Source organism: Arthrobacter wenxiniae (assembly GCF_013376105.1).
Lineage (GTDB): Bacteria > Actinomycetota > Actinomycetes > Actinomycetales > Micrococcaceae > Specibacter > Specibacter wenxiniae.
On sequence record NZ_JAAMFM010000032.1, the window covers coordinates 1 to 19878 of the forward strand.

General features: G+C 68.8%; 16 protein-coding genes. 9 read left to right on the forward strand and 7 right to left on the reverse strand.

Annotated elements, in window-relative coordinates; translation table 11 throughout:
- Positions 1–190: 190 nt before the first annotated feature.
- Positions 191–1315 (reverse strand): GuaB3 family IMP dehydrogenase-related protein, encoded by a 1125-nt coding sequence (locus tag G6034_RS16300; protein WP_176636169.1) that lies wholly within the window; start codon positions 1313–1315, stop codon positions 191–193.
- A 33-nt stretch (positions 1316–1348) separates the two neighbouring features.
- On the reverse strand, positions 1349–1663 hold the full coding sequence (locus G6034_RS16305; RefSeq protein ID WP_176636170.1) for a hypothetical protein: 315 nt from the start codon (positions 1661–1663) through the stop codon (positions 1349–1351).
- A 157-nt stretch (positions 1664–1820) separates the two neighbouring features.
- Here G6034_RS16305 and G6034_RS16310 point away from each other — a divergent pair, with 157 nt between their 5' ends.
- Positions 1821–2438 carry a hypothetical protein gene (locus G6034_RS16310; RefSeq protein ID WP_176636171.1) on the forward strand — a complete coding sequence of 206 codons (618 nt, stop codon included), beginning with the start codon at positions 1821–1823 and terminating at the stop codon, positions 2436–2438.
- Between the two features lie 137 nt (positions 2439–2575).
- Here the strand turns inward: G6034_RS16310 and guaB are convergent, their stop codons facing one another.
- Entirely contained in the window at positions 2576–4090 is a 1515-nt protein-coding gene (gene guaB, locus G6034_RS16315) for an IMP dehydrogenase (RefSeq protein ID WP_176636172.1), read from the reverse strand.
- Positions 4091–4626: 536 nt separating this feature from the next.
- Here guaB and G6034_RS16320 point away from each other — a divergent pair.
- Both G6034_RS16320 and G6034_RS16325 read left to right on the forward strand, forming a co-directional pair.
- On the forward strand, positions 4627–5625 hold the full coding sequence (locus tag G6034_RS16320; protein WP_176636173.1) for a DUF389 domain-containing protein: 999 nt from the start codon (positions 4627–4629) through the stop codon (positions 5623–5625).
- An 80-nt stretch (positions 5626–5705) separates the two neighbouring features.
- Positions 5706–7619 (forward strand): heavy metal translocating P-type ATPase, encoded by a 1914-nt coding sequence (locus tag G6034_RS16325; protein ID WP_176636174.1) that lies wholly within the window; start codon positions 5706–5708, stop codon positions 7617–7619.
- Between the two features lie 99 nt (positions 7620–7718).
- Here G6034_RS16325 and groL read toward each other — a convergent pair whose 3' ends face one another.
- Positions 7719–9326, reverse strand: a complete 1608-nt coding sequence (groL, locus tag G6034_RS16330) for a chaperonin GroEL (RefSeq protein ID WP_176636175.1) — start codon at positions 9324–9326, stop codon at positions 7719–7721.
- Positions 9327–9400: 74 nt separating this feature from the next.
- Positions 9401–9697 carry a co-chaperone GroES gene (gene groES, locus G6034_RS16335; protein WP_113719120.1) on the reverse strand — a complete coding sequence of 99 codons (297 nt, stop codon included), beginning with the start codon at positions 9695–9697 and terminating at the stop codon, positions 9401–9403.
- 309 nt (positions 9698–10006) lie between these two features.
- Between groES and G6034_RS16340 the strand changes: the two genes are divergently transcribed.
- Genes G6034_RS16340 through G6034_RS16350 form a run of 3 tightly spaced genes read left to right on the forward strand, consistent with a single transcriptional unit; the run spans position 10007 to position 12952 of the window.
- Complete coding sequence (locus G6034_RS16340) at positions 10007–10879, forward strand: ABC transporter ATP-binding protein (protein ID WP_176636176.1); 873 nt, start codon at positions 10007–10009, stop codon at positions 10877–10879.
- Positions 10876–11688 carry an ABC transporter permease gene (locus G6034_RS16345; RefSeq protein WP_176636177.1) on the forward strand — a complete coding sequence of 271 codons (813 nt, stop codon included), beginning with the start codon at positions 10876–10878 and terminating at the stop codon, positions 11686–11688. Before G6034_RS16340 ends, G6034_RS16345 begins: the two co-directional genes overlap by 4 nt.
- A gap of 49 nt (positions 11689–11737) precedes the next feature.
- Positions 11738–12952 carry a class I SAM-dependent methyltransferase gene (locus G6034_RS16350; protein ID WP_176636178.1) on the forward strand — a complete coding sequence of 405 codons (1215 nt, stop codon included), beginning with the start codon at positions 11738–11740 and terminating at the stop codon, positions 12950–12952.
- On the opposite strand, the gene G6034_RS16355 is transcribed toward G6034_RS16350, so the two are convergent.
- A complete protein-coding gene (locus tag G6034_RS16355; RefSeq protein ID WP_176636179.1) occupies positions 12949–13761 on the reverse strand; it encodes a shikimate 5-dehydrogenase in 813 nt (270 codons plus the stop codon). The genes G6034_RS16350 and G6034_RS16355 overlap by 4 nt on opposite strands.
- A gap of 99 nt (positions 13762–13860) precedes the next feature.
- Between G6034_RS16355 and G6034_RS16360 the strand changes: the two genes are divergently transcribed.
- Positions 13861–15003 (forward strand): glutamate--cysteine ligase, encoded by a 1143-nt coding sequence (locus G6034_RS16360; protein ID WP_176636180.1) that lies wholly within the window; start codon positions 13861–13863, stop codon positions 15001–15003.
- A gap of 28 nt (positions 15004–15031) precedes the next feature.
- On the opposite strand, the gene G6034_RS16365 is transcribed toward G6034_RS16360, so the two are convergent.
- The gene (locus G6034_RS16365; protein ID WP_176636181.1) at positions 15032–15676 is read right to left on the reverse strand and encodes a TetR/AcrR family transcriptional regulator; all 645 of its coding nucleotides are present in this window, start codon (positions 15674–15676) and stop codon (positions 15032–15034) included.
- 189 nt (positions 15677–15865) lie between these two features.
- Between G6034_RS16365 and G6034_RS16370 the strand changes: the two genes are divergently transcribed.
- Together G6034_RS16370 and G6034_RS16375 are read left to right on the forward strand one after the other, a co-directional pair.
- Positions 15866–18958, forward strand: a complete 3093-nt coding sequence (locus G6034_RS16370; RefSeq protein WP_176636182.1) for a glycoside hydrolase family 2 TIM barrel-domain containing protein — start codon at positions 15866–15868, stop codon at positions 18956–18958.
- Between the two features lie 115 nt (positions 18959–19073).
- Complete coding sequence (locus tag G6034_RS16375) at positions 19074–19871, forward strand: phosphatase PAP2 family protein (RefSeq protein WP_343038117.1); 798 nt, start codon at positions 19074–19076, stop codon at positions 19869–19871.
- Positions 19872–19878: the final 7 nt, after the last annotated feature.

Here is a 19878-nt window from a genome sequence, read left to right on the forward strand (position 1 = left end):
CGCCCCACTCGCCCTGACCGTCTGGCGCGCCGTGACCAACAACTACGCTGACAACTGCAACCAAAACCCCGACGGCGTCGGCTGCTGAACCCCGCCAATCCGCCGCGGCCGGAACAAACTCCGGCCGTAAAACGCGCAAGAAAAAGCGCCCCGGTCCGCAACGAACCGGGGCGCCCCAAAACGAACAAAACTACGGTGAAACCAGCACCTCGACGCGCTGGAACTCCTTCAGGTCCGAGTAGCCCGTGGTGGCCATCGAACGGCGCAGCGCCCCGATGAGGTTGGAGGCGCCGTCGGCCGTGTGGGCCGGGCCGTGCAGCACCTCGGCCAGCGTTCCCACCGTGCCCATTCTCACCCGGTGGCCGCGCGGCAGCTCCTGGTGGTGCGCCTCCGCGCCCCAGTGCCAGCCCTGGCCGGGGGCCTCGGACGCGCGGGAAAGCGCGGCGCCGAGCATGACGGCGTCGGCCCCCATGGCGATCGCCTTGACGATGTCGCCGCTGGAGCCCATGCCGCCGTCGGCAATGACGTGCACGTAGCGTCCGCCCGACTCATCCATGTAGTCCCGGCGCGCCGCGGCAACGTCGGAGATGGCGCTGGCCATGGGAGAGCGGATGCCCAGGGCGCGCCGGGTGGTGGTGGACGCGCCGCCACCAAAGCCGACCAGCACGCCGGCCGCCCCGGTGCGCATGAGGTGCAGCGCCGGCGTGTAGCCGGCGGCGCCTCCCACAATGACGGGCACGTCAAGCTCGTAGATGAACTGCTTGAGGTTCAGCGGCTCCGTGGACTTGGACACGTGCTCCGCGGAGACCGTGGTCCCGCGAATCACGAAGATGTCCACGCCGGCCGCCACCACGGTCTTGTAGAACTCCTGCGTGCGCCCCGGCGTCAGCGATCCGGCCACCGTCACGCCGGAGGCGCGGATTTCGGCCAGCCGCTGCGTGATCAGCTCCGGCTGGACAGGCGCGCTGTACAGCTGCTGCATGCGAAGCGTGGATTCCGGATCCACCACGGATCCCTCAAGCCGGGCGATCTCGTCCAGCACCGGCTGCGGGTCCTCGTACCGGGTCCACAGGCCTTCCAGGTCCAGGACGCCCAGTCCGCCGAGTTTGCCCAGGGCAATGGCGGTTTCCGGCGACATGACCGAGTCCATGGGCGCGCCGATGACGGGCGTCTCAAACTGGTAGGCATCGATCTGCCACTTGACGGAAACATCCTTGGGGTCGCGCGTCCTTCGGGACGGGACAATCGCAATGTCATCCAATGAGTAGGCACGACGCCCACGCTTGCCACGGCCGATCTCAATCTCATAAGTCACGCCCCCAGCCTATCCCAGCAACCCCTGCCGCCCTCAAAGCCCCCAGCGCCGCAGCGTTTGGGCCGCCCCAGCGTCCAAGCCGGCCATCGCCTCCACGGCGGCGGCCATGGCGCCGAAGTCCGGATCACCGGGCGCCCCGATCAGGCCCGCCAGGCGGTCCCAGTGGGCTCCGAGGTGCTGGTGCGGGGCCGCCGCGTCATCAAGGATGGAAGGCGCGACGCCGTCTCCCCCGCCCGCCGTCAGCGCCACCTCGCGCAGGAATCGGGCACACAACGCCCGCAGCGCCAAGACCATGGAGTCCCCCGGCACAGCGCCGAAATACCTGTCCTCCACCTTGAACAACGTCATCGCGCACGCCCGGCGGAACGGTCCCGACAGCGAACAATTCGGGTCGCAGTGGAACAACTGGATGCGCTCGGCCGGGGCCCCTCGGCCGGTAGCGCCTGCCGTCCTCCCCCGCCTCGCTGCGCTCGGCCGGGGCCCCTCGGCCGGTAGGCTTGGGCGCATGAGCGAAACTGAGCTGCGCATGACTGACCACGAACTGCTCGCCCTGCTGTCCATGACGCCCACGGAATCAGCTGCCACCACGTTGGGACTGTTCCACTTGGACCAGCACACCGGCAACGAGCTGCTTCAGAACGCGGGCCTCACCACATTGCTGGTCCGCGGGCTGGCGGAGCCACAGGGCGAGAGAATTCTTCCCGTTGAACGGTGCGCGGTGGTCGGCACAGTGCTGTCCCAGGCCCAGGAATGGCTGGAAATTTCGCTGACCACCCCCTCCACCCAACACGTCTTGTTTGCTGTCGGATCGAATGTTGGTGCCGTCCTGCTCAACTTGAGCCCTGTCGGGACGCATGAGATCCAACCCATCGAATCCGGCTCCGCCATGCTTACCCTGGGCCTCCACCTTTGCCGAGAATATTTGGCCGGCGCCGCCGAGGGGCTGCCCGCCACTGCAGTGGTCAAGCGCCTGCGCGCCGGCCAGGAACCCGTCATCGCCCAGCTGGCCGCCGTCGAAGCCGGTGACTGGACCCTCCGCTCCGGCGGCGAATCCGACTTTGTTGAGCAAACCGTTGCCCCGGACACGGCCCTGGACCGCTTCGAGTCCGCCCTCAACGCGTGACCGTCCGCGGCGCACGTGCCGGCTGTGCCGCCGCAGGGGACGTTCTCCAACGGGGCTCGGGCACGACGGCGGTCCCGCACCTTGGCTGCCAGGGCGCGGGACCGCCGTCGTGCTGGAAAGGCCCTCGCGGCCGTGGATTACTTGCTCAGGTAGTTGGGTGCCTCGACCGTCATTTGGATGTCGTGCGGGTGGGATTCCTTCAGGCCGGCGGCGGTGATGCGGACGAACTTGCCGCGCGCCTTCAGCTCGGGGACGGTGGGGGCGCCCACGTAGAACATGGTCTGGCGCAGGCCGCCCACCAATTGGTAGGCGACGGATGACAGCGGCCCGCGATAGGCGACGCGGCCCTCGATGCCTTCGGGGATGAGCTTGTCGTCGCCGGAGACGTCCGCCTGGAAGTACCGGTCCTTGGAGTAGGAGGTGTTCTTGCCGCGGGATTGCATGGCGCCCAGGGAGCCCATGCCGCGGTACGTCTTGTACTGCTTGCCGTTGACAAAGACCAGCTCGCCCGGGGACTCCTCGGTGCCGGCCAGCAGGGAGCCGAGCATGACGGTGTCGGCGCCGGCCACCAGCGCCTTGCCGATGTCGCCCGAGTACTGCAGGCCGCCGTCGGCGATCAGCGGCACGCCGGCGGGGATGGCCGCCTTCGCGGATTCGTAGATGGCGGTGATCTGCGGGACGCCCACGCCGGCAACCACGCGCGTGGTGCAGATGGAGCCCGGGCCCACTCCCACCTTGATGCCGTCGGCGCCGGCGTCAATCAGGGCCTGGGCGCCTTCGCGGGTGGCAGCCTGGCCGCCAATGACGTCCACGTGCGCGGCCGCGGGATCGGCCTTCAGCTGGGCGATCAGGTCCAGCACGCCCTGACTGTGCCCGTTGGCCGTGTCGACGAACAGGGCGTCCACGCCGGCGTCCACCATGGTCATGGCGCGCTCGAAGCCGTCGCCAAAGAAGCCGATCGCGGCGCCGACGCGCAGGCGCCCGCCGTCGTCCTTGGTGGCCAGCGGGTACTGCTCAGCTTTTGCGAAGTCCTTGACGGTGATCAGCCCGCGCAGGTAGCCGGACCCGTCCACCAGGGGAAGCTTTTCGATCTTGTTCTTGCCCAGCAGCTTGGACGCATCCTCGCGGCTGATGCCCACGCGGCCGGTGACCAGCGGCATCGGGGTCATGACTTCGCGGACGCGGCGGTGGGGGTAGTCGCCCTCCGGGATGAACACGGTGTCGCGGTTGGTGACGATGCCCATCAGGCGGCCGTCCCCGTCCACCACGGGCAGGCCGGAGACGCGGAAGCGGGCACAAAGCTCGTCAAGTTCGGCCAGCGTGGCATCCGGGCCCACCGTGACTGGGTTCGTGATCATGCCGGACTCGCTGCGCTTGACCAGATCCACTTCCTCGGCCTGACGCTCAATGGACAGGTTGCGGTGCACCACGCCCAGGCCGCCCTGCCGGGCCATGGCGATCGCCATGCGGGACTCCGTCACGGTGTCCATCGCCGCCGAAAGCAGCGGGGTTGCCACGGTGATCCGCTTGGAAACCCGCGAGCTGGTGTCGGCCTCGGACGGGATGACGTTCGTGTGGCCTGGAAGGAGCAGGACGTCGTCGTACGTCAGGCCAACAAAGGCGAAGGGATCATGGATTTCAGGCTGGGACACGAAGGCTCCTTGGCGGGGGTAGAACCGGTGGGGTGTGCATCCGATGGCCTGCCCCGTGATTACGGGGCTGGTCTGTGCGTTGGGTACAGTCTAAAACGAAACCGGCAATGCCCCTATTCCCCGCCGGGGCCGTGGCAGAGGCCACAGTTGGCGGACCACGCGCGGGCTCATTCGCCCCACTTGGCGGCGGCGGGCAGCCGCGTTCCACGTCCGGGGCCACGCACTTTTCCTCGATCCGGGTCAGGCGGTTTTCATCGGGATGCACCACGGCGCTGCCCTGCTGCGCCGCAGGGAGGCGCGGGCCGCCTCGTCCGTTATCACAGGAACAGCCTTCTGCGCCCACCCTCGCCACACAGGGTTCCAGTCGACATGCCATGGCAGTTTGGGGTTGTCTGCGCCGTCACCGACGGCAGCAAGCTCCTGTCCCACGCCGCCAATCGTGCCCCGTTCGGGGGCGTTAAGGGTGCCGGCCCGCTCGCCGGCGCCAGTGTCTCGTAGAATCTGTCCCACACCCGACGGCAAGCAAAAGGAATCCGATGGCCCTGCAAATACGCATTGTTGTCCCCTCCTCCCTCACCGGGGCCGTGGTGTCCATGGCCCGCGACCATTCGGGTGTCTCAGAAATCTCGGTGCTGAGGGGCGCATCCATGGTGCCTGCCGGTGACGTCATTGTTCTGCAGGCCGTTCGCGAAAGCGTGGAGACGCTTCTGCAAAAACTGCACACCTTCAACATCGCCACGGTTGGTTCCGTCAGCGTCACGGCCCCCGAGCTGGTCATCTCCGATCGGCTGGACGCGGCCGAGGACGGAGCGGCCGGAGACGGGGCCGACGCCATCATCTGGGATGAGGTGGAGCAGGACACCAGCGACGACTCCAAGCTGACGTGGAGCTACCTGGCGTTCCTGGCCATCGCCGTCCAACTGGCAGGGATCGGCATCATCACGGATTCCACCATTGCCATTGTCGGGGCCATGGTGGTGGGGCCGGAGTTTGGCCCCCTCGCCGGGCTGGCCCTGGCCCTGGTGGACCGGCGATGGAAGCTTGCCAGAAGGGCCGCAACGGCCCTTTGCGTTGGGTTTCCCGTGGCGATGGTCCTGACAGGCGTTGCAACGGTCGCGTCCATCTGGCTGGGCCTGTTCAATCCGGCCGATGTCCTCGGCAACAACCGGGCCACGGAGTTCATCTACCACCCCGGCCCCTATTCCTTCATCGTGGCGGTGCTGGCCGGAGCGGCAGGCATGCTGTCCCTCATCGGCAAGAAGTCCGCGGCCCTGGTGGGGGTGTTCATTTCGGTCACCACCGTCCCGGCCGCAGGATACGTTGCCGTGGCGCTGGTGCTGGGCGAGCCGGGCAGGGCCGGCGGTTCCGCGTTGCAGCTGCTCCTGAACGTGGCCGGCATTGTCATAAGCGCGGCCGCGGTGCTGCTCGCCTACCGTCTGGTTCGACGCCGGCGCCCGGCACCCACGCGCTACTCGGCGGAGCACGCGCAAATGGCCATTGGCGGCGTGGGGGCTCGCAGCGCGTTCCGGCGCTGACCACGTAAAGGTCCTGTGCGGGCGTTCCGGGCCAGGCGGGGCACTTGGTCCGGGACCGATCCTGGGGCAGAGTTGGGTGCATGGACGACTCCGGACGACCCGCCGTGGACACCCCCGCGCAGGATCAAGCTGGCCGCACCCTGACGGCGGCTTCGCCGCGGCAGCCTGTTGGAACAGCACTTCGGCGCTACCCGATCGTCGCCTTGACGATCGGTGCCGGCATGGTCGTGGCGGGGCTGATGCTGGCCGGACAGGAACCCGCGGCCCGCTGGGTTGCCAGTGCCTTCGCCCTGTCCGTGGCCGCCTTCCAGTCCGTCGGCATGGTCCGGGGCATCCTGAAAGGGCGCTGGGGCATTGATGTCCTCGCCGTCACCGCCATTGTGGCGACCGTGGTCGTGGGCGAATACATCGCGTCCCTGATCATTGTCCTGATGCTTTCCGGCGGAGCGGCGCTGGAAGATTTTGCGGCCGGCCGGGCCACCAGGGAGCTGACGTCCCTGCTGGCACGGGCACCACGGACGGCACACCGGGAAAACCCCGGCGGGGGCACCACCGACATCCCCATTGGAGCGGTCGAGGTGGGCGAGGTCCTGTTGGTACGGCCCTCCGAAGTCGTGCCCGTTGATGCGGTCCTGCTCTCCGGCCCGGCCGTGTTTGACGAGTCGGCGCTCACGGGGGAAAGCCTGCCGGTGGAGCGCCAAACAGACAGCCCCGTGTCCAGCGGCGTCCTCAACGGCCCCGCGGCGGTGCGTGTCAGGGCCGTCGCGCGCGAAGAGGACTCCCAATACAGCCGCATCATTGCACTTGTGCGCGAAGCGGCCGGGAGCCGAGCCCCCGTGGTGCGGTTGGCGGACAGGTACGCTGTGCCGTTCACCGCCCTCGCCCTGGCGCTGGCGGCCGCTGCCTGGTACCTGAGCGGGGACGCTGCCCGCTTTGCCGAGGTCCTTGTTGTCGCGACCCCCTGCCCCCTGCTGATCGCGGCGCCCGTGGCTTTCCTCGGGGGCATGAGCCGCGCGGCCAGGGCGGGGATCATTGTCAAGGGCGGCGGCACCCTGGAACAGCTCTCCCGTGTCGGGACCGCGGCGTTCGACAAGACCGGAACGCTCACGGGCGGCAAACCCACCCTGGAGGAGATCCGCAGCACCTCCCTGGCGCCCGGCGAAATGATGGCACTGGCAGCTTCGGCCGAGCAGTATTCCTCGCACGTGCTCGCGGCCGCCGTGGTTGCCGAGGCCCGGAGCCGCGGCCTGGCACTGGAAACCACAGAGACCGCCACCGAGCATGCCACCAACGGTGTCAGTGCGGTTTTCAGCGGCCGCCAGGTGCTGGTCGGGAAAGAGGCATTCGTGGCGGGAAGGGCGGCCGGGGTCGAACCGGCGGTTCTGGCACCCGGGCAGATGGCCGTCTACGTGGCGGTCGACGGGGCCTTTGCCGGCACACTCATCATGCGTGATCCGCTGCGCCCGGAGGTACCGGACACGCTGTCCGCGCTGCGCGCCTTGGGTGTTGCCGAAACCGTGATGCTCACCGGAGACGCTGCGGCCACTGCGCAGTTCATCGCCACGGAGGCCGGCATCACGCGGGTGGAGGCAGGCCTCCTGCCGGAGGACAAGGTGCGGCTGCTTCACGCGCTGCCCCGGCGCCTGGTGATGATGGTGGGCGACGGCGTCAACGATGCGCCGGTCCTGGCTGCAGCGGATGTCGGCATAGCAATGGGGGCCAGGGGGTCAACCGCCGCCAGCGAATCCGCGGACATCGTCATCATGCTCGATGACCTCGGCAAGGTCGCCGAGTCGGTCCGGATCGGTCGGCGCACGGTGCGGATCGCCGTCGAGAGCATCTGGATCGGCATCAGCCTCAGCGTCGCCCTCATGGTCCTGGCCGCCGTCGGACACATTCCGGCCGTGGCGGGTGCACTCTCACAGGAGGCCGTTGACCTTGCCACGATCCTCAACGCCCTCCGGGCCCTCACTCCCGGCCGACAACGCCACTAAGCGCAAAATTGCCGCCGTTCCCGCAATTTGCCGTCGTTATATCGGTGGCATATTGCGGGAACGGCGGCAATTCTCAAGCTGGCCCCAACGAAGCGTTGGCTAGTGGCTGTGGCCGGCTTCCTCGTCCTCGGCAGGCTGCTCCGTCACGAGCACCTCGGTGGTGAGCACCAGGGCTGCGATGGAGGCGGCGTTGCGCAGTGCCGAACGCGTGACCTTGACCGGGTCGATGACCCCGGCCTGGACCAGGTTCTCGTACACGCCGGTGGCGGCGTTGAAGCCGAAGCCGTCTTCCAGTTCGCCCACCTTGTGCACCACAACGTAGCCGTCGTGGCCGGCGTTCTGGGCAATCCAGCGCAGCGGCTGGGCAACGGCCTTGCGGACCAGCTCGATGGCCGTCGCGGCGTCGCCGGTCAGGGCTGCCACCGTGGCGTCGTCGTCGAGGGCCTTGGCGGCCTGCACCAGGGCGGAACCGCCACCGGCAACAATGCCTTCTTCCAGGGCCGCACGCGTTGCGGACACGGCGTCCTCAATGCGGTGCTTCTTTTCCTTCAGCTCGACCTCGGTGGCGGCGCCGACCTTGATCACGCCGATGCCGCCTGCCAGCTTGGCCAGGCGTTCCTGCAGCTTTTCCTTGTCCCAGTCGGAGTCGGTGCGCGCGAGCTCGGCATGCAGCTGGGCCACGCGGTCGGCAACGTCCTCGGACGTGCCGGCACCGTCAACAATGGTGGTGTTGTCCTTGGTGACCGTGATGCGGCGGGCGGTGCCCAGCACCTCAAGGCCAACCTGGTCCAGGGACAGGCCGATCTCCGGGGAGACAACCTGGGCGCCGGTCAGGATCGCGATGTCCTGCAGCATGGCCTTGCGGCGGTCGCCGAAGCCCGGAGCCTTGACGGCAACCACGTTCAGCGTGCCGCGCAGCCGGTTGACGATCAGCGTGGAAAGCGCCTCGCCGTCCACGTCCTCGGCAATGATGAACAGCGGCTTGCCGGCGGAAAGGGCCTTCTCCAGCAGCGGCAGGAATTCCTGCAGGTTGGAGATCTTGCCCTGGTTGATGAGGATCAGCGCGTCCTCCATGACGGCTTCCTGGCGTTCCGCGTCCGTGACGAAGTACGGGGACAGGTAGCCCTTGTCGAACTGCATGCCCTCGGTCAGGACCAGCTCGGTGGACGTTGTGGAGGACTCCTCGATGGTGATGACACCATCCTTGCCGACCTTGTCAAACGCCTCGGCGAGCAGGTCGCCGATTTCCTGGCTCTGCGCGGAGATGGCGGCCACCTCGGCCACCTGTCCGCCCTCAACGGGGCGCGCGTTTTCCAGCAGGCGCTTGGCGATGGCTTCAACAGCAACCTGGATGCCGCGCTTGAGCTCGCCGGGGGCGGCGCCTGCGGCTACGTTGCGCAGGCCCTCCTTGACGAGTGCCTGTGCCAGGACGGTGGCCGTGGTGGTGCCGTCGCCGGCAACGTCGTTGGTCTTCGTGGCAACTTCCTTGGCCAGCTGCGCGCCGAGGTTTTCGTACGGGTCTTCCAGCTCCACCTCACGGGCGATCGTGACGCCGTCGTTGGTGATCGTGGGGGCGCCCCACTTCTTGTCGAGCACCACGTTGCGGCCGCGCGGGCCGAGCGTGACCTTGACGGTGTCGGCCAGCTTGTCGATGCCGGCCTCCAGCGCCTTGCGGGCGTGGTCATTAAATGCAAGCTGCTTAGCCATGTGTTTGTCCTTTCACGCAAAGGCCCCGCGACGCGACCGTGTCCGGTCCCGGGCGCGGGGCTTTCACAAAGTGGTTACTTGACGACGATGGCCAGCACGTCACGGGCCGAAAGCACCAGCAGCTCTTCGCCGCCGGTCTTTACTTCGGTTCCACCGTACTTGGAGTAGATGACGACGTCGCCGACGGCAACATCGATCGGGACGCGGTTGCCGTTGTCGTCAACGCGGCCGGGGCCCACTGCCACAACTTCGCCCTCCTGGGGCTTTTCCTTGGCAGTGTCCGGGATGACCAGCCCGGAAGCGGTGGTCTGCTCTGCTTCGAGCTGGCGGACAACAATACGATCCTCAAGAGGCTTAATAGAGACCGACACTCGGACCTCCCCTTCACATGAGTAAATTCTATGGATGGCTCAAGGACGCAAAGCCCAAGCGGGATCCCAACCGTCGTCGCGGTGCCGGTGATGATCCCCAGGCCAAGAGTCCAAGGTGTTAGCGCCCTCGGGGTGAGAGTGCTAACCCTGACTCTATTGAATTGGTTAGCACTCGGTCAAGGCGAGTGCCAGTACCAACCCCAAAATGTACGACGCCGGAGGGCCGGGTTTCGCTCTGGGCGCACCCGTCGCGGCGCGCCCGCAGGCGCACTATTGCCCGCGCGGCCCCGCAATGCAAGCATGGCTTGCATGACACCCGGTGCACCGCCCGTCCAGGTCCGCGAGCTGGCCAAGTCCTACGGCGGCGCCAACGCCGTGGGCGGCATCAGCTTTGAGATTCACGAAGGCGAGACCTTTGCCCTGCTGGGTCCCAACGGAGCCGGCAAGAGCACCACCATCGAAATACTGGAGGGCTACCGAGACCGCAGCAGCGGGGAGGTCAGCGTGCTGGGCAAGGATCCGCAGCACGGCGGCCTTGATTGGAAGTCCCAGCTCGGGATCGTGCTGCAGTCCAGCGGGGAAAGCGGCAATGTCACCGTGCTGGAGCAGCTGAAGCATTTTGCCGGCTACTACCCGAACCCGCGCAACGTCGGCGAGGTCATCGAGGCCGTCGGCTTGGCGTCCCAGGCGAGGACCCGGATCGGCAGGCTGTCCGGCGGGCAGCGCCGCCGCGTGGACGTGGCCCTGGGCATCATCGGCCGGCCCAGGCTGCTGTTCCTGGACGAGCCCACCACAGGCTTCGATCCGCAGGCACGGCACCAGTTTTGGGGGCTGGTCAACGGCCTCAAGGACGAAGGCACCACCATCCTGCTCACGACCCACTACCTGGACGAGGCCGCCACGCTGGCGGACCGCGCCGGCGTGATTGTCGGCGGACGGCTCGTGGACATCGGCCCGATCGACCAGATCGGCGGGCCCGGCGCCAAGGTGCCGATCGTGCGGTGGCGGCAGGACGGCGTCGTGCGTTCGGAGCGCACCAGCGCGCCGTCCGTGCTCGCGGCGCGGCTGTATGCCGAGGCCGGCCGCGAGGTCGAGGGGCTGGAAATCACCCGGCCCAGCCTCGAGGACATCTACCTGGACCTGGTGGGCGCCCACGCCGGAGCGGCGGAGGACGCGGCATGAGGACCCTGCGCCTGGGATGGTCACGCATCGGCTACGAGCTGCGGACGTATTTCCGCCAGGGCGACTCGGTGTTCTTCACCTTCCTGTTCCCGATCCTGATGCTCTCCGTGTTTGCCGTGGCCTTCAGCACCAGCCCGAACATCGGCGCGGCGCCGGACGGCAGCGGCGGCATCACCTGGGCGGCGTTTTACGTTCCCGGCATGGTGGCGGCCGGCATGCTGCTCAGCGGCGTGCAGAACCTGGGCGTGGACATTGCCCAGGAGAAGGGCGACGGCACCCTCAAGCGCCTCGGCGGCACGCCGCTGCCGGTGTTTTCCTACTTCTGCGGGAAGATCGGCATGGTCCTGGCCAGCTCGGTGATGCAGGTGGCGCTGCTGCTGCTCGTGGCGCGCTTTGCCTTCAAGGTGGCCATGCCTTCGGACCCCGGGAAGTGGTTTACGTTTGCCTGGGTCTTCCTCTTTGGCGTCATCACCAGCTGCGTGCTGGGCATTGCGCTCTCCGCCCTGCCGCGCACCGGCAAGTCCGCGACGGCCGTGGTCATCCCGATCGTGCTGCTGCTGCAGTTCATCTCCGGCGTCTACCTGAACTTTGCGCAGCTGCCCGGCTGGCTGCAAAACGTGGCCAGCATCTTCCCGTTGAAGTGGATGGCGCAGGGCATGCGGGCGGTGTTCCTGCCGGGGTCGTTCGAGGCGGTGGAGCCAAGCGGGCACTGGGACTTGGGGCTGGTGGCGCTCGTCATGGGCGTGTGGCTCGTGGTGGGGCTCCTGCTGTGCCGCTTCACGTTCCGGTGGATCCGCAAGGACGGCTGACCGTCCGGGCGGTGCCCGGCGCGCCGGCTGCGGCCACTAGGCTTTCCCTATGTCCACTGACGCAATTTCCCCGCTGCTCACTCCTGCCGGATGGGACCTTCTGTCCTCCATGGGACCCTACCGGGAAGCGGATTCCCTGCAGGTCACGGGCGCACTGCGCAAGGCCGGCCACTCCGCCGAGCTGGTTGCCGCGGCCCTCACCCAGTCCCGCCTCCGGGCCAAGGCGGAGGCCAAGTTCGGCGAGTTTGCCCGCCAGATGCTGTTCACCCCGGCCGGCCTGGAACAGGCCACCCGGCTGGGCACCGCCGCCCTCCACGCACAGCGGTTCACGACGGCGGGCATCACCTCCGTGGCCGACCTCGGCTGCGGCATCGGGGCGGACGCCCTGGCCATGGCGAGCCTGGACATCCACGTCACGGCCGTGGAAATGGACGAGCTCACCGCCGCCTGCGCCACCGTGAACCTCATGCCGTTCCCCCACGCCACGGTGGTGTGCGCCAGGGCCGAAGACGTGGATCTCACGGGCATCGACGGCGTCTGGCTGGATCCGGCCCGCCGCACCACGAGCACCTCCGGCACCACGCGCCTCTTTGACCCGGAGGCCTTCTCCCCGCCGCTGTCGTTCGTGGAAGGCCTGGCCGAATCGGGCAGGGCGGTGGGCGTGAAGATGGGGCCCGGCATCCCCCATGACGCCATCCCCGGCACGGCGGAGGCCCAGTGGGTCTCGGTCAACGGCGACGTGGTGGAGGCCGGCCTGTACTTCAACGCGCTGGCCCGCCCCGGGGTGCGCCGCGCCGCGCTGGTCACCGGCCCGGCCGGCACCTCGGAGCTGACCAGCGCCGTGCCCTACGATGCCGGCGCGCAGGACGCGGACACGGGCCCGGTGGCCGGCTACCTGTACGAACCCGACGGCGCCGTGATCCGCGCGGGACTGGTGGCGGACCTGGCACGCGGCATCGGCGCCCACCTGCTGGATCCGCACATCGCCTACCTGTGCGCCGACGGGCTGGTTGAGACGCCCTTTGCCCGCGCCTACAGGGTGCTGGAGGTCAGGCCGTTCAACGTCAAGGCGCTCAAGGGCTGGGTGAAGGCGAACCGGATTGGCGTCCTGGACATCAAGAAGCGCGGCGTGTCCACCACGCCGGAGGAACTGCGGCGCCAGCTGCTGACGGGTTCGGGCAAGGGTCCCAACAAGGCCACGCTGGTGCTGACGAGGATTGGCGAGGACAGGGTCGCCGTCGTGGTCGAACCGCTCGGAGGCTAGAGCCGGGAAAACTCGGAGGCCGCACGCACCAGCTCGGGGCTGGGACGGACCCCGGTGTAGAGCACAAACTGCTCCTCGGCCTGGATTGCGATGACCTCGGCCCCCGTGATGACACGCTTGCCGGCGGCCCGCGCCGCCTTGATGAGCGGCGTTTCGGAGGGAAGTGCGACGACGTCGAACACCACGTCCGCGGCGCCCACCTGGGCGTCGCTGAAGGACTGGACACCCTCGTCCTTCCCGGCCATGCCCAGGGGCGTGACGTTGATGAGCATGTCGGCCGTTTCCGTGGCGGCTTCCGGCAGCCAGGCAAAGCCGTAGAGGCCGGCGAGCGCCCGGCCGGCCTGCTCGTTCCGGGCCACGATGCTCACGTTCGCCAGCCCGGCGTCGCGCACGGCGGCCGCCACGGCCTTGGCCATGCCGCCGGAACCGCGCAGCAGGACAGTGGTGCCGGGCTCGATCCCGTGGTCCGCGAGAAGCCGGGCGATGGCCAGGTAGTCGGTGTTGTATGCGGTGAGGGTGCCGCCGTCGTTCACGATCGTGTTGACCGAATCGATGGCGGCGGCAGAGGCGTCCATGGCGTCAACCAGGGCAATGACGTCTTCCTTGTACGGCATGGACACGGCGGCCCCGCGGATTCCCAGGCCGCGGATGCCGGCGACGGCCTGGGCCAGGTCCGCCGGCGCGAAAGCCTTGTAGACAAAATTCAGGCCGAGGGCGTCATAGAGGTAGTTGTGGAAGCGCGTGCCAATGTTGCTGGGCTGGGCCGCCAGGGAAATGCACAACGTCATGTCTTTGTTTAATATGGGCACGCACCCATTCTGCCCGATCACCTGAACTACAATCAGAAGGCAGCCGGCACCCTTGCCGCATTGCGACACAATTCCACCAATGCCAAGGGGGCGTCCGAAGTGAAGATTGATTTCGCCCAATCCGAGCGGTCCACACTGGGCCTGGAGTGGGAAATTGCGCTGGTCGATGCCGAAAGCGGCGAATTGGCCGCCCGCGCCAGTGAAGTTTTTGACAACATTTCCGCGGCCCATCCCGACCTCCTGCCGGGGAGCGAGCACCCCCACATCAAGGGCGAGATGCTCCAAAACACCGTGGAGTTGGTCACAGGGGTCAGCCACACCGTGGCCGAGGGCACCGCGGACCTGGCCCGGAACCTGAACGTCCTGCGTGAGGCGGCAGCCCCCCTCGGCCTGGACCTGCTCAGCGCCGGCACGCACCCGTTCAGCAACCCGCGCACCCAGGCCGTCACGGACAAGGAACGCTACGCGAAGCTCGTGGACCGCACGCAGTGGTGGGGCAGCCAGATGCTCATCTACGGCGTGCACGTCCACGTCGGCCTGGACCACGTTTCCAAGGCCATGCCCGTCCTGGACGGGCTGGTCAACCACTTCCCCCACTTCCAGGCACTGTCCGCCTCCTCGCCCTTCTGGAACGGCGAGGACACCGGCTACGCGTCGCAGCGTGCGCTCATGTTCCAGCAGCTGCCCACCGCCGGGCTGCCGTTCCAGTTCCCGGACTGGGCCGCCTACGAGTCCTACGTGGAGGACATGTTCACCACCGGGGTGATCGACGCGACCAATGAAATCCGCTGGGACATCCGGCCCGTGGCGGGGCTGGGCACCATGGAGATGCGCATTTGCGACGGCATGTCCACGCTGAAGGAAATCGGCGCGATTGCCGCGCTCACCCAGTGCCTCGTGGAGGACTTCTCCACCACCCTGGACAACGGCGGATCCATCCCCACCATGCCGCCGTGGCACGTGCAGGAAAACAAGTGGCGCGCGGCCCGCTACGGCATGGACGCGATCATCATCCTGGACGCCGCGGGCAAGGAGCAGCTGGTCACCGAACACACGGTGGAGCTGCTGAACCGGCTGGAACCCGTCGCCGCCCGCCTCGGCTGCGCCACGGAGCTGGCCTGCGTCGAGGACATCATCGCCCGCGGCGCCGGCTACCAGCGCCAGCGCCGCGTGGCGGCAGCGCACCACGGCGACCTGCGCGCCGTCGTGCGTGAACTCGTGGCGGAGATGGCAGGGAACTGATCCACGCTTGCCGGCTCCCTGCCCGCTCCTATGCGGGCAGGACCACCAGGTCCAGGTAGTCGCGCAGGCACCCCGCCATGTCGATGCGCTCCGGCGCCATGAGCCACTGGGTCTGGATGCCGTCCCAGAGGGCAATCAGGCTGGCGGCCGCGCGGCCGGGGTCAACTCCCGGGCGCAGCCTTCCTTCATCTGCGAGCGCCGTGAACGCCCGAAGGTAGCTGCGCCGCAGCCTTTCATAGCGTTCGGTGAAGTACTCCAGCCCGGGGTGGTTGTCCGTGACGGACTCGGCGCACAGCACCGTGTAGAGCTCAATCACGCCGGGCACCGTCTCGTTGAAGCGGGCCTGGCGGACCACCGCGTCGGCCAAGGTTTGCTCCGGGTCACGCGGCGTGCCGTCTTGGGTGATCGTGTCTCGCTGGTGCAGCACGGCGAGCAGCAGATCACGCTTGGACGGGAAATAGTGCAGGAGGCTGGTCTGGCTCATCCCCACCTTGTCCGCCACATCCTGCAGTGAGCCGCCCCGGTAGCCGTGGGCGGCAAACACCGCATAGGCGGCCGCCACGATGCTTTCACGCCGCTGCCTGGACTTCGCGTACGGCCCGCGCCTGGCGGGCTGCGCGGCGGACTTCGCGGCGGGCTGCGCGGCGGACTGCGCGGCGGATGGGGTGCTCATGGCATGCCAGCCTAGCCCACGCCGTGCGTCCGGTTGCGTCAAATTCGAGTAACCACTCAATTTTTATGGTAGCTTCGTGTCCAATCCGCCACCGGCGGGGATGCCGCTGTCCAGCGTCCCGCCCGCCATTGCCATGGTCGTGCCGCAGCGCTTCCGGCGCGGCGGCCTCACAGAAGGATCAGTCAAGTAATGACCAACGCACCGTCCTACGTCACCGACCGCGGGCCGGGTTCCGGCCGCCGCGCCGCCGCCCGGTCCTGGCTCCACAGCGATGCCCCGTCCCTGTCGCTGAACGGCGACTGGCGCTTCCGCCTGCTGCCCGGCGTCCCCGGCACCCCGGGAGGCCCCGTCCTGCCCGCGGGCGAGGACGCCGAAGGCGTTGCCGCCGAGTCCCTGGACGACTCCGGCTGGGACACCCTGCCCGTCCCGTCACACTGGGTGCTCGAGGGGGAGGGCGCCTACGGCCGGCCCATCTACACCAACGTCCAGTACCCGTTCCCGATCGACCCGCCCCACGTGCCGGACGCCAACCCCACGGGCGACTACCGCCGCCGGTTCGACGTCCCGGCCGCCTGGCTGGAAAGCACGACGGCGGCGCTCACCCTGCGCTTCGACGGCGTCGAGTCGCGCTATAAGGTGTGGGTGAACGGGACCGAGATCGGCGTGGGCTCCGGCAGCCGCCTCGCACAGGAGTTTGACGTCACGGGCGCCCTGCGCGCCGGCCCCAACCTGCTGGTGGTGCGGGTGCACCAGTGGTCCGCGGCCAGCTACCTGGAGGACCAGGACCAGTGGTGGCTGCCGGGCATCTTCCGCGACGTCACGCTGCAGGCCCGGCCGGCCGGCGGCATCACCGACGTGTGGCTGCGCACCGGCTGGACGACGGGCCCGGCCGCTTCCGGCACCCGCAATGAAGCCGGCACCGGCACCATCGACCCGGAATTCACGGCCTCCCCGGACGCCTACCCCCTCACGCTGTCCGTGCCGGAACTGGGTGTCAGCGTCACCTGGGCCTCCGCGGCCGAGGTGGCCCCCCTGGCCATCAGGAATGTGGAGCCGTGGTCCGCCGAGGTTCCGCGGCTCTACGACGCCACCGTTGCGGGCAAGGCGGAAACCATTTCCCTGCGCCTGGGCTTCCGCACCGTGGAGATCGCCGGCGACCGCTTCCTGGTCAATGGCCGCCGCGTGGTGTTCCACGGCGTCAACCGGCACGAGACCCACCCGGACCGCGGCCGCGTCTTCGACGAAGCCGACGCACGGGAGGATCTGGCCCTCATGAAGCGGTTCAACGTCAACGCCATCCGCACCAGCCACTACCCGCCGCACCCGCGCCTGCTGGACCTGGCCGACGAAATGGGCTTCTGGGTCATCCTCGAGTGCGACCTGGAGACGCACGGCTTCGACACGCAGGGCTGGGTGGACAACCCCAGCGACGACCCCGCCTGGCGCGGCGCCTACCTGGACCGGATCGAGCGGACCGTGGAGCGGGACAAGAACCACCCGTCCATCGTCATGTGGTCGCTCGGCAACGAATCAGGCACGGGCGCCAACCTGGCCGCCATGGCGGCCTGGGTCCATGCCCGGGACAACGGCCGGCCAGTCCACTACGAGGGCGACTACACCGGCGCCTACACGGACGTCTACTCCCGCATGTACTCCTCCATCCCGGAAACGGACGCCATCGGCCGCGACGGCTCCCGCTCCCTGCTGCTGGGCTGCTCCGCCGCGGAATCCGCCCGGCAGCGCGGCAAGCCGTTCATCCTGTGCGAATACGTCCACGCCATGGGCAACGGCCCCGGCGCCATCGACCAGTACGAGGACCTTCTCGAACGGCACCCGCGCCTGCACGGCGGCTTCGTCTGGGAGTGGCGTGACCACGGCATCCGCACGCACACCACGGACGGCACGGAGTTCTTTGCCTACGGCGGCGACTTTGGCGAGGTGGTCCACGACTCCAACTTCGTCATGGACGGCATGGTCCTCTCCGACTCTACGCCCACGCCGGGCCTGTACGAATACAAGCAGGTCGTCTCCCCCATCCGCCTCACCCTCACGCACGACGACGGCGGCGCACCCCTCCTGGGCGTCGCCAACCTGCGGCACACGGCGGACGCATCCGACGTCGTGCTGCGCTGGCGGGTGGAGCACGACGGCGACACCACAGGATCGGGCGAACTGGACGCCGCGGCCCCCGGCGGCGGCCCGCTGCCTGCCGGCGCCTCCACGGCGCATGCGCTCCCGCCGGTGGAGCCCGCCCCGGACGGCGAAACCTGGCTGACAGTGGAGGCCGTGCTGCGCGAGGCGACCGCGTGGGCACCGGCGGGCCATGTGCTGTCCGCGGTCCAGCTGGACTGCTCGGCGCCACGGGCCAAGGTCCGGTGCCCCCGCCCCGCCGCCGTGGCCGGGCCCGCCGCCGGACCCCTCACGCTGGGACCGGCCGTGTTCGACGCCGGCCGGCTCGTCTCGCTGGCCGGCCGGCCCGTGGACGGTCCCCGGCTGGAGCTGTGGCGCGCACCCACGGACAACGACAAGGGTGCCGGCTTCGGCTCCTACGACCTGGCCGATCCCTGGCTGAACAGCGGAAGGGGCGTACCGGCGCCGTCGTCCGCCAGCACCTGGCTGGCGGCCGGCCTGGACCGGCTGACCGGGCGGGTCGAGGACGCCGCCGCGCTGGACGGCGGCCTCCGGGTCCTCACGCGCTACGCCGCCGCCAACAGCCGCAACACGGTCGCCGTGGAGGAAAGCTGGCAGCTGGCCGGGGGCGAACTGTGGCTGCGCATCGACATCACGCCGAGCGCGGGCTGGGACACCGTGTGGCCGCGCATCGGGGTCCGCCTGGACCTGTCCACGGACGTGGACGGCGCCTCCTGGTTTGGCGCCGGCCCGCGGGAATCGTACCCGGACAGCATGCGTGCGGCACTCGTGGGGCGGTACACGGAAACGCTGGAGGGGCTGGCCGTGCCCTACGCCCGGCCGCAGGAGAGCGGTCACCGCAGCGGCATCCGCTCGCTGGAGCTGGCCCGGGGCGGCGCGCCGTGGCTGCGCATCGACGCCGAACCGGACGCTGCCGGCCGGCGGCCCGGCTTCACCCTGGCGCGGCACACGGCCCAGGAGGTGGCCCGCGCCGGGCACCCGCACGAGCTCCCGGTTCCGAGCCACAGCCACCTGTACCTGGACGCCGCGCAGCACGGGCTGGGCTCACGCGCCTGCGGCCCGGACGTCTGGCCGGACTTCGCGCTCCGCCCGGAGGCCAGGACGCTGGTGCTGAGAATCACGGCCGCCTGACGCCTGCGCGAGCGCCCTGGCGGGCAAATCTTAACGAATTCTTAGACGCCGTGCGGGACAGTGGAGGAAAGGCCCCCGGGCCGCCTCCCTGTCCGCGCACGCATTGGAGATTTACGTGTCCCGCTTCCTTCCAGAACACCAGTACCGGGGCGGCCGCCCGGACGACGCCACGGCCCGCCACGCACAGCCGCGGCAGACCCGCCTGGCCGTGCTCCCCCAGCTTCCGCTCTGGGGGCTGTGGGTGGCGCTGCTGTCCGCGGCCGTGCTGACCCTGGGCTTTGTGGCCACCGGCATACATGGCTTCAGTGCCGGCGAATTCACGGTTGACCAGGAGCTGAGCCGCACCCACGACGGCTTCCTTACCGCCGTGGCCATGACGTTGAACTACGTGTTTTCGCCGGCCGGCGGCGTGGCCATCATCGCCCTGTGCGCCCTGTTCCTGCTGATCGTGCGGAAATCCCCCGTGAACGCCATCGCGTTTGGCGGCACGGCCGCCGCCGGTTATCTCTCCAGCCAGTTCTTCAAGGCCATCGTCGAGCGCCAGCGCCCCAACCCGGCCCTGCTCTTTGACCCGCTGGCCCCGGAAACCGGCTCCAACAGCTTCCCCAGCGGCCACGTTGCCCTGGCCGTGGGGCTGGCCTGGGCCTTCTGGTTCCTGGCCCGGAACACCCGCTGGTCGCGGCTCGCCGTCATCCTGGGCGTCCTGGTGCCCGTGGTCCTGGCGTGGTCGCGCCTGTACATCGGCGTCCACTACCCCAGCGACGTCATTGCGTCCTTCCTGGCCTCCAGCGCCGCCGTGCTCCTGTTCGTCGGCGTGTGGAACCGGTTCCAGGGGCGCCTGCTGCCGCGCATGCCCCTCCTGGACCGCTTTGGCCCGGTCCGCCCCGACGCTGCCCCCGCAGCCCATTCCTGATTGAGGC

Excerpts from the sequence above, each read along its gene's own strand:
- groL (WP_176636175.1), bottom strand. The coding sequence starts at position 9,326 with ATGGCTAAGCAGCTTGCATTTAATGACCACGCCCGCAAGGCGCTGGAG.
- G6034_RS16365 (WP_176636181.1), bottom strand. The coding sequence starts at position 15,676 with ATGAGCACCCCATCCGCCGCGCAGTCCGCCGCGCAGCCCGCCGCGAAG.
- G6034_RS16345 (WP_176636177.1), top strand. The coding sequence starts at position 10,876 with ATGAGGACCCTGCGCCTGGGATGGTCACGCATCGGCTACGAGCTGCGG.
- G6034_RS16370 (WP_176636182.1), top strand. The coding sequence starts at position 15,866 with ATGACCAACGCACCGTCCTACGTCACCGACCGCGGGCCGGGTTCCGGC.
- G6034_RS16305 (WP_176636170.1), bottom strand. The coding sequence starts at position 1,663 with ATGACGTTGTTCAAGGTGGAGGACAGGTATTTCGGCGCTGTGCCGGGG.
- G6034_RS16320 (WP_176636173.1), top strand. The coding sequence starts at position 4,627 with ATGGCCCTGCAAATACGCATTGTTGTCCCCTCCTCCCTCACCGGGGCC.
- G6034_RS16350 (WP_176636178.1), top strand. The coding sequence starts at position 11,738 with ATGTCCACTGACGCAATTTCCCCGCTGCTCACTCCTGCCGGATGGGAC.
- G6034_RS16325 (WP_176636174.1), top strand. The coding sequence starts at position 5,706 with ATGGACGACTCCGGACGACCCGCCGTGGACACCCCCGCGCAGGATCAA.
- G6034_RS16310 (WP_176636171.1), top strand. The coding sequence starts at position 1,821 with ATGAGCGAAACTGAGCTGCGCATGACTGACCACGAACTGCTCGCCCTG.
- G6034_RS16340 (WP_176636176.1), top strand. The coding sequence starts at position 10,007 with ATGACACCCGGTGCACCGCCCGTCCAGGTCCGCGAGCTGGCCAAGTCC.